This window comes from Actinomyces sp. 565, from assembly GCF_010365615.1.
GTDB lineage: Bacteria > Actinomycetota > Actinomycetes > Actinomycetales > Actinomycetaceae > Actinomyces.
Genome location: NZ_PIZD01000059.1, coordinates 1 through 9,855 on the forward strand (window position 1 = coordinate 1; position 9,855 = coordinate 9,855).

Below are 9,855 nucleotides of genomic sequence, written 5' to 3' on the forward strand. Positions count from 1 at the left end.
CAGAATCTCACGACTTCTGACACTCCCAGATGTCATGAGATCCAACAGTCCCAGAAGTCATGAGACAACACAGTACCGCCGGGTGCCGAACCGTCACAACAAAGTACGAACCGCCGACCAGAACATACGAACCCTGACGCGAAGGTACGAACCGTCACATCAACACCGTCCCGACAACACACGAACCCCAGACCCACACACCCTCAAACACCAAGAACCGGTCTCAGCACGTCACAAGTGCCGGTCTCAGCGTGTCACAAGTGCCGGTCTCGCGAGGGGCGAAGGGCGGTGGTCAGCGCTTGTGGCCAGTGCGCATGGTCAGCGCTCGTACAGGACGGCGACGGTGCGGCCGGGGATGGTGATGGTGCCGGTGCCCGCGTCGAAGCGGGTGTCCTTCACGATCGGGTCGGCGCCCTCCATCTGGATGTCGCTCAGCTCGAAGTAGCGGTCCACCAGCGCATCCACCCGCTGCTCGACGGTTCCGGGGGCGGGGTTGATCACCACGAGCAGCCCGTCCAAGTCCGGGTCGATGTCACTTGCCCCGGCGCCGTCATCTATCAGCATGATCACCAGCCCGGGCGTGTCGAAGTCGCCGCTCGGGAAGGACACCCGTTCGCGTATCAGCGCGGCCGACCCCAGGGAGAACAAGTGGCTAGAGCGCCGCAGTCGCAGCAGGTCGAGCGCCTGCGCCCGGGCGGTGGCGATGTCCTGTGCACTTGGGCGCAGGTCCTCGCGCATGAGGATGCCGGCCTGCACCACCCAGGCATCGAAGTTGCGGGCGGCCGGCGGCAGGCCACGGCCCCAACCGTTGTCCTGCCCGGTCCAGTCGATAGCGTTGAAGTGGTCGCCGGAGTTGTAGGAGTCGGTGTCCAGTGACTTGCTGCGCAGCAGCTCCGTGCCCGCTGCCCAGAAGCACGGTGACTGCCCGAGCGTGACGGTGGCCAGGCACAGCGTGTTCATGCGGATGCGCTCGGCCATGGACGTGCCCAGCGGCAGCTTGTAGGCGAGCCGGTCGAACAGGGTCTCGTCGTCGTGGGCATCGACGTAGTTGATGGCGTCGGTGGGGGCGTACCCGTACGCGGCGGGCTGATCGCCGTAGCTGATCTCCTCACCTCTGACCCACTGCGCGCCGGCGGCATGCAGCTCGAAGTCCCGCAGGTTGCCGGCCAGGGCCAGGCGAACCAGGTCGGTGCGCCAGGCCAGGTCATTGCGCTTGGTCTCCTCGGAGCGGTCGTCATAGCCGTTGGGGTCGGTCAGTTCGCCATTACCCAGCCCCTGCGGCACGCGCGGGTCGGTGTCATCGCTGCGGCCGTGGACGGCGTCACGCACACGGTCGTTGAATGTGCCAATGCCCAGCAGGCCCGCCTGCCCCTGCTTGGCCTGGGTGAACAGGGCGTTATTCGCCACCTCCCCCATGTTCCAGCCCTCGCCGTACAGGTAGATGCAGTGCCCGACCGCGTCATCGGCGACCTCGGCCAGGGCCTCCTGCAGATGCGTCATGGTTGCCAGTGAGTGGTAACCCATCAGGTCGAAGCGGAAGCCGTCGACCCGGTAGTCGACCACCCAGGAGACGCAGGCGTCAATCATGAGCCGTTCGGCCATGCGGTGCTCGGTGGCGATGTTGTTGCAGCAGGTGGACATCTCCACGTTCCCCGCGGCATCCAGCCGGTGGTAGTAGCCGGGCACGATCCGGTCGAGCACGCTGTGCGGATCCTGGCCCGAGGCCCCGGTGTGGTTGAAGACCTGGTCGAGCACCACCTGCAGGCCCATGCCGTGGATGGCGCCGACCATCTCCCGGAACTCGTATACGCGCGCCCCGCCGTCCTGCCTGCCCGCCCGCGCGTAGGAGCCCTCGGGGGCCAACCAGTGCCAGGGGTCGTAGCCCCAGTTGTAGGCGTCCTGATCGGCGACGGCGGTGATGGCGGCCTGTGGGCGGCGCGAGGCCGCGGAGGCGTCGGCGGGAATCTCCGGGACGCTTTGGGCGGCACGCTCCTCGGGCACGGAGCAGAAGTCGAAGGTGGGCAGCAGGTGGAGGGTGTCGATGCCCGCGGCAGCGAGACTGCGCAGGTGACGGGTTCCCGCGGAGGCGAGGGAGAAGGCCGCGTAGGTGCCGCGCAGCTCTTCTGGCACGGAGCCATCGGCTGCGGAGAAGTCGCGCACGTGCAGCTCGTAAATGGCGCGGGCCGCGTCATTGGCGACGACGGGGCTCAGGTTCTCCCGCCAGTTCGAGGGCTTGAGCGCGCGCTGCCCCAGGTCGACGACGACGCTCCTGCGCGAGTCCACGGTCAGCGCGCGCGAGTAGGGATCGGTGACCAGGTTCGTCTCCACCTTTCCGGTGGAGGGGACATACACGCTCACCTCCCACAGGTATTGCGCGCCGGCGTCGATGCCGGCTGCGGTGGCGGCTGGGCCACCCACCTCCCAGCGGCCGTCCCAGGACTCGGCGTCAGCGCGACCTGCGGGCACGCGAACCGGGTCCCCCTCCGCCAGCGGGGCGGAGCCGGTCGGGTCGCCGGTGGGCCAGGCGAGCAGGACGACGTCGACGGCGGTGGGTGCCCACAGGGCGAAGGTGGGTGCGCCGTCGGGGCCGATGCCGGCGCCGAGCGGGGCCGAGCCGTCGCGGGCCGCCGCGCCTGCGTACAGGCGGTCGAGCAGGGGCCAGGTCTGCACGCCGGTGAAGGCAGTGATCCAGCCACCGGTGGAGGCCGAGGTACGCTGCACCACCGCCAGCTGACCGGTCAGCAGCAGTGTTATGTCCTCGCGCTCGACGCTGCGGCCACCGAACTCGTCCTCCAATGACAGGGCCAGGTAGCCGCGCAGGGCGGGGTGTGCGGCCATGGCCTCCTCCCCGAGCAGATCCTCCAGGGAGCCGACGATGGATAGGGGGATCTCCGTGCCGCCGGGGCCTCGGTCCAAAATCCCGTCCACGATGCGCGCGCCCCCTTCGGGGGACGTCACGAGCCCGAAGGTTACGGGTGTGCGGGTTGTGGCCCCCTCCGTCGGGGGTGCGCTCAGCGCCCCTACGTCAACCATCGCCGGCAGCAGGTCGGCGGGCCAGGCGAGGGTGGTCTCATCCACCCAGTAGGCGCGGGCCTCCCCAACCCCGGGAAGCTCGTGGCGGACCGGGGCGTCGTGATGCACCGGGACGACGATGGCCATAGGAACACCTTCCTGCCTGTTGGCGCGAGTCTAGCCCGACGCTTCCAGGAACAGCCAACATCTGTCAAGACACCACGGCGATGTGGTCCGAGTGGTCGTTCACAGCAGCCTCACCGCGCAACAGCGGCGCGGCAACCACAGGGCAGCCGCAGGGCAGCCGCGCAGCACAGTGCTCACAGCACACTCGACCGGCCCCGCCCCTAGGGTCGCAGCCCCCGCAGGTAGACGTCAACCAGCCAGTCCTGCCAGCCGGGGGCCATTTCATCGACGGCCGCCCCCAGCGGCCGGGATAATTCGACCACGCCAACCTGAAATCGGATGGGGTCGACGTCTTGACACACAAGCCCCGCGGCGTGCGCGCACTCAAGCACCTGCGCGATTCGCGTGAGGGCGCGCTCGCGCAGGCCGGGCCCGGGACCACCCGCCGCGAACAGGTCGGAACTGCCGCCGACCTGCATCAGCAGCCGCCCCAACCGCAGCGCTGCCAGCTCGTGCACGAAGCCCGCCCAGGCAGCCTCGGGGGCCCTTCCCCAGGCCTGCTCGCAGCGCCCCGCGGCCGCGTCCAGGCGCTCGTAGACCGCGTCGGCAACCCCGACCACCAGGCTCATCCGGTCCGGGAAATGCCGGTACAGCGTCCCCATGCCGACGCCCGCCTGAGCCGCAATCCTCCTGACGGGGACGTCTACGCCGACATCGGCGAATAGGTTCTTGGCAGCCTCGACGATCGCCTCGCGGTTGGCGGCGGCGTCCACGCGCATAGTGATGCTCCTCTCCCCCGCGGATGTCCCCGCAGGCTTGCCCAGACTACATCCGGAGCGATACGCTCCGGAACACATCCGGAGCATATCGTTCCACTTACAGAATCGAGCAAGCGATGAGCACCCCACGAACCACCCCGGCGCAGGTCCCCGCCGCGCCCCAGGACCCGCGGCGTTCCACCCGCGGGCTCCTGCTCGCCACCATCGGCATTCCCGCCGTCATCATCCTCATGCTCCTGGCGTTCCTGGCGCCGTCCATAGGCTCCGGCGCCAAGGACCTGCCCCTGGCGCTCGCGGCACCGGAGGCCGCACAGGACCAGTTGCTGAGTCAGCTGGAGACCTCCGCACCCGGAGTGTTCAAGGTGACCGTCGTCGAGGACACCCAGGCGGTGACCAGCGCGGTTGAGAACCGTGAGGCCATCGGCGGGATCGCCATCACCGCCGACGAGTCGGGCCAGCAAGTCGAGGTGGTAACCGCCTCCGGCGCGGGCAGCCCCTACTCCGCACTGCTGACCAACCTCGCCACCGCACTGGAGGCACAGATTGACGCGCAGGCCGTGGCCGCAGCCCAGGCGCAGGGCGCCGACGCCGCCACGCTCGCACAGGTCCAGCAGGAGGCGAGTGCCTCGCAGGCGGTCACCGTAACCGACGTCGCCCCCCTGCCCGCCGACGACCCGGCCGGAGTGGCCCTGTCCTCGGTAGCGTTGCCGCTGGTGTTCGGGGGCCTCGCCTCGGGCGTGATCCTGAGCCTGGTACTGCGCACTTCTCCGTGGAAGCGCGTGCTGGGGGCGACGGCAATCGCCGCACTTGGCGGGCTGTGCGTCGCCGTCGTGCTACAGAGCTGGTTCGGCGCCGTCTCCGGCTCCTTCCTGCTGCTGTGGGCGGGCCTGACCCTCGGCATTGCGGCGATCTCCCTGACGCTGATCGGCCTGCAGGAGCTGATGGGCTATGCCGGCATAGGGCTAGGCGCCGTAATCATGCTGTTTGTGGCTAACCCGCTCTCCGGCCTCGCCACCGGGTGGCAGTGGCTCCCCAGCGGGTGGGGAGCATTCGGGCAGCTGCTGCCCGTCGGGGCGGCCGGCACCTGGCTGCGCTCCGCCGCCTACTTCGACGGCGCCGGCATGGGGGCGAGCCCATGGGTGCTGACGGCCTGGATCGTCTGCGGCCTGGCCCTGCTCGCCGTCGGCGCGTACGCCAATGCCCGCCGCGGTCGTGGTGATCGCGTGAGCTGAGTCCTCGACCGCGCAGACCATCACGCAAACCCGCCGGGACGGTGCGGAGGCGAGTGCCTTCGGGACCGTCCCGGCTGGCGTTGCGGCGCTGGCGGGGCCGGCCGGCGTTTGCTACGCCCCTTCGGCGTCTACTACGCCGGTTAGACCTCTGTTGAAGGGCCGGGGCCCCTTCAACAAACACCTAACGCGCGTACTAGAGCAGTAACCGGCGTAGTAGAGGACCCCGGCCGCAAGCGCGGACGTGGGCGGCAGGCAACGATGCGGGCGGCGCCCGGAACCAGCCACTCGGTCCCGGGCGCCGCCCGCGTTGTTGCGCGCCGCGATTCAGGCGCGGCGACGCCGGTGCAGGAGCGCCCCCGCCACGATCAGCGCCAGCGCGGCCACGGTCAGCGGCATGACCCCGATGGCTCCGGTACGGGCCAGCGCGCCGGTGGCGCCGGCGGGTGTCGCGGAGGACGACGGCGAAGCCCCCTCAGCAGGGACGGTCGCGGTCGCCGACGGCGCTGCACCGCCGCCTGCGGGGACCGTAGCCGTTCCACCGGGGGCAGTGGCAGCCGCCGTAGCCGCGGGCGCAGTGCTCTCCCCGACCGCCGCGGGCGCGGTGCTTCCCCCAACCGCCGCGGGCGCGGTGCTCTGCGCGGAGGCACCGGGCTGCGCCGACGCCGTCGCCTCGGCACTCGGATCCGCGCCGGGCACCGACGTGGAAGGGGCCGTCGGGACGGCAGTGGGCTCCGCGCCGGGATCGGCTGCGGGCGGCTCCGTGACCTCGTGCCACACCAGGTGGGTGCGGGCGTCGTAGTAGAAGGTGACGGGCTTTAGGCCGTCCGTGGTGTAGTAGATGTTGTCGCCGCCGGGGACGCCATCGGCGCCGTAGTTCTCGTCCCAGGTGCCGCCGATGGCGACCTTGTACTGCCAGGTGCCGGCGGGGATGTCGAAGGTGCCGGTGTACAGGCCGGAGACCGGGTCCTGGGTGAGCAGCGCCTGCTCGCAGTCGGGCTGCCAGTCGGAGATGCAGCCCATCTCGGTGTTGTGGTCGCCGGGGATGGTGACCTCGAGGCCGTCGATGGGGGCATCCGGCTTGGCCTCGGGCTCGGCGCCGGTCAGGTCGGCGCCTACGACGGCGAGGGTGGAGGTGGCGGCCCGGTTGCCGGCGGCGTCGGTCGTTACCGCCCGCACCTCCAGGACGGTGCCGGTGGGCACCGCGGACAGGTCCGCGTACACGCGCGGGGTGTCATCCTCGGCGGTGCCGACGACGGTCCACTCCTCGGTACCGAGCGGCCGGTAGGAGAAGGTGGTCTCCGCCCAGCGGCCGGCCGCGGTGGCGGCGGCGATCTCGGCGGTGGCGCCGGATAGGTTCGTCCCGTAGGCGGTGGCGAACTCGACTGCGGGGTTCTCGGTGGCGGCGACGGTGGCGTCGGCGCGCAGCACGACGGCGCTTAACGCGGGCACGGTCAGCGTGACCGTGCCGTCGGCGTCGGCCGTGACCGCCTGCTCGGTGCCGTACAGCGGGGTGTAGGCGGCGCCGGGAGTGAGGGTGTTGAAGGTGACCACCTGGTCCTCGCCGGCATTGTTCAGGGCGACCAGATGCTCGATCTTCTCGTCGCGGTCCACGCGGGCGAAGGCGTATACGCCGGCGGAGTCCTGGGAGTACAGCTCGATCTGGGAGCCAGTGGACAGCGCCGGGTAGGTGGCGCGCAGCTGGGACACAGTGGCGATGTGCCGGTAGAGCGCGGAGCCGGTGTCGTAGCGGTCGGTGGAGCCGGCGACGGTGCCGTCGATGAGCTGCTCGTTCGCGTACTGGTCCACCTGGGTGGCGAACATGTCCTGGCGGGCGTCCTTGTCCCCGCCGGAGCCGGCGAAGCCCTGCTCGTCACCGTAGTAGATGACCGGCTGACCGCGGGTCAGCAGCATCAGCGAGTGGGCCAGCTCGGAGCGGATTAGCAGCTCCTCGCTGCCGGAGCCGCCGCCCAGCAGGTAGCCGATACGACCCATGTCGTGGTTGCCCAGGAAGGTGGGTTCGGCATAGATGCTGGAGTGAGTGGTCGTGTAGTAGTCGTCGGTGGCGAAGAAAGTGCTCAGGTTCGTCGTCGGCCGGCCCCGGGCGAAGCCCTGGGCGGCGGCCTGGAAGGCGAAGTCGAGGGTGGCGTCCATGCCGGTGCCGCGCACGTAGGGGCTGGTCTTGGTGGCGTCGGCATCGTAGACCTCGCCGAAGGTGAAGAAGTCCGGGTTGGTGGCCTCGGCGTGGGCGTCGATGGCGACGGTCCAGGCCTGCCAGAACTCGTAGTTGACGTGCTTGACGGTGTCGATGCGGAAGCCGTCCACGCCGAAGTCCATCCAGGCGGTGTAGACGTCCTCGAAGGTCTGCTCGACGATCGGGTTCTCCGTCATCAGGTCGTCCAGGCCCTGGAAGTCGCCCATGGTGGTGGACTCCCCCGTCCAGGTGGAGTCGCCGCGGTTGTGGTACAGGGTGACGTCGTTGAGGACCTCGGGGATGACGTCGCCGTTGCGCACGGGCGTGTAGGGGAAGGAAGTGGCGGCGTCGAGGGTCGGGAAGTCTTCCTGGCCGGCCAGGGCGGAGATGTCGATGACGTTGCCGTCGGCGTCGGTGTAGGGCACGTCGGCGGTCTCGACGTAGGAGTAGGTGCCCTCCTCGTAGCTGATGAGGTCGGCGGTGTGGTTGGTGATGATGTCCAGGTACAGCTTCATGCCGCGCGCGTGGAGGGCGTCGCGCAGCTGTGCGAGTGCCTCGTTACCGCCCAGGTGGGGGTCGATGGAGGTGAAGTCGGTGATCCAGTAGCCGTGGTAGCCGGCGGAGGCGTCCGCCCCACTGCCCTGGACGGGCTGGTTGGTGAAGGAGGGGGTAAGCCAGATGGCGGTGGTGCCCAGGCCTTGGATGTAGTCCAGGTGGTCGATCAGTCCCTGGATGTCGCCGCCGTGGTAGTAGCCCTTGTCGGTGGGGTCCAGGCCGGTGATGTCGCGGCCGCCGGTGAGTCCGCCGGCGTCGTTGGAGGTGTCGCCGTTGGCGAAGCGGTCAGTGAGAACGAAGTAGAACTGCTCAGCCGTGCCCTGGCGCACCGGGGCGGCGGCCAGGGCGGCGTCGGCGTCGGTGTAGTCGCCGGTCAGGTCGGTGGAGACCAGCCCAATGCGGTGGTTGTCCTGGTTCCAGGTGAAGGTGAGCTCGGCGTCGCCGGCGAGGGTGAGGGGGATGTTGTCGGCGCCGCCGTTCTTGCCGTAGGAGGTGTCCCAGGAGTCGTTCAGGGCGACCTTGATCTCGTAGGCGCCGGCGGGCACCGTGGCGGTGTACTCCCAGGTGCCGTCGCCGTCGACGTCGGTCAGCTCGGTGGCGTCGCAGGCGGGGTCCCAGTCGGCGCTGCAACCGAGCTCATCCTGCAGCGAGCCGACCAGCGCGACGGATGCGGGGGCCGTCTCGTCGGCGACGGCGGCGGCGGGTTGCGCGGCCAGGCCTATGGCTCCGGCGGACAGGGTTAGGGTGGTCGCGGCGACGGCACCGAGGGCGCGAGAACGCCGATGCCACCCGACATGCAAGTCTTGCAAGCGCACGAGGACTCCTTCGTCTGAGTTCCCCTGCCCACATCTTGGCGGGTAGAGCGGGATATGTCCGGATCCAAGCCGATCGGACGGGGATGCGCCGAGCCTACGGCACGAAACCACAACCTGCAACTACTGCAACCATTTCACCCGCCTTTCACGCCGAGACCGGCACTTGTGACACGCTGAGACCGGTACTTGTGACGCATCGAGACCGGCACTTGTGACACGCTGAGACCGGCACTTGTGACACGCTGAGACCGGCACTTGTGACGCATCGAGACCGGTACTTGGTGTTTGAGGGCGTGTGGGCCTGAGGGCTCGTGCGCTGGCGCGACGGTTCATGCCTTCGCGTCAGGGTTCGTATATTCTGGTCGGCGGTTCGTACCTTCTTGTGACGGTTCGGCACCCAGGGGTACGTACCGTCGCTGTTCATGCCGAAGCGTTGGTGCCAAGTGCCGAACCGTCACGCCAAGTACCGAACCGTCATCCGGGGGCGCATGGGCGCACAAGTCGGGTCGGCGCCCGGGCGGTCGTGTCTTGGCCCGGGGCGTGTCGAGTAGGGCTCCAAGATCACCGGCGTACGTCGTCAATGGTCGCGGCCTCCGGTCCGGCACCCAGATGATCCCAAGGATTCGTCGCAAGTCAGCACCGCCCGCCCGAGAACGACCTCGCCTGCCCGAGACGCCCCTGGTCCGGCGAGTACGTCCTCTGCGGCCCGAGAACGTCCTTGGTTCAGCGAGAACGTCCTTATCAGCCCCAAACCCTCCCGAACGTGGAGGGCCTGGGGATCACGGGGTCGTACTCGCCAGCTCGGCGCCTGCCGACAACAACCACCCAAACCACAGCCCCGACCCCAACCACCACACCTACAAACCGGAAGAGCCTTATTACCGCCGAGATCGGTCAAAGTTACGTACCGAGACCGGTAAGCGCCGCCTGTGGCCCGGCCGCCTACGCATGGAGCACTCCGTGCCCTCGAGACCACCCTCCTACACCGCCTCGCGTACGTGAGAGCCAAATGCGTACGCATTCCGACCGACCTCGACACGTTACAAGTGCCGGTCTCAGCACGTAACAAGTGCCGGTCTCAGCACGTAACAAGTGCCGGTCTCAGCACGTAACAAGTGCCGGTCTCGCGGGGAAGGGAAGGGAAG

At 69.1% G+C, this 9,855-nt stretch carries 4 protein-coding genes; 1 reads left to right on the forward strand and 3 read right to left on the reverse strand.

Annotated elements, in window-relative coordinates:
* Positions 1-318: 318 nt before the first annotated feature.
* Both pulA and GZ997_RS09545 read right to left on the reverse strand, forming a co-directional pair.
* A complete protein-coding gene (pulA, locus tag GZ997_RS09540; protein ID WP_238994396.1) occupies positions 319-3,159 on the reverse strand; it encodes a pullulanase-type alpha-1,6-glucosidase in 2,841 nt (946 codons plus the stop codon).
* A gap of 200 nt (positions 3,160-3,359) precedes the next feature.
* Positions 3,360-3,917: a TetR/AcrR family transcriptional regulator gene (locus GZ997_RS09545; protein ID WP_162679720.1), complete on the reverse strand. Its 558-nt coding sequence runs from the start codon at positions 3,915-3,917 to the stop codon at positions 3,360-3,362.
* 116 nt (positions 3,918-4,033) lie between these two features.
* Here GZ997_RS09545 and GZ997_RS09550 point away from each other — a divergent pair, with 116 nt between their 5' ends.
* Positions 4,034-5,149 (forward strand): ABC transporter permease, encoded by a 1,116-nt coding sequence (locus GZ997_RS09550; RefSeq protein ID WP_203234176.1) that lies wholly within the window; start codon positions 4,034-4,036, stop codon positions 5,147-5,149.
* A 324-nt stretch (positions 5,150-5,473) separates the two neighbouring features.
* On the opposite strand, the gene GZ997_RS12955 is transcribed toward GZ997_RS09550, so the two are convergent.
* Positions 5,474-8,704 carry an alpha-amylase family glycosyl hydrolase gene (locus GZ997_RS12955; RefSeq protein ID WP_203234177.1) on the reverse strand — a complete coding sequence of 1,077 codons (3,231 nt, stop codon included), beginning with the start codon at positions 8,702-8,704 and terminating at the stop codon, positions 5,474-5,476.
* Between the last annotated feature and the right edge of the window lie 1,151 nt (positions 8,705-9,855).

Coding starts and splice junctions, on each gene's coding strand:
- pulA (WP_238994396.1), bottom strand. CDS start 3,159: ATGGCCATCGTCGTCCCGGTGCATCACGACGCCCCGGTCCGCCACGAG.
- GZ997_RS09545 (WP_162679720.1), bottom strand. CDS start 3,917: ATGCGCGTGGACGCCGCCGCCAACCGCGAGGCGATCGTCGAGGCTGCC.
- GZ997_RS09550 (WP_203234176.1), top strand. CDS start 4,034: ATGAGCACCCCACGAACCACCCCGGCGCAGGTCCCCGCCGCGCCCCAG.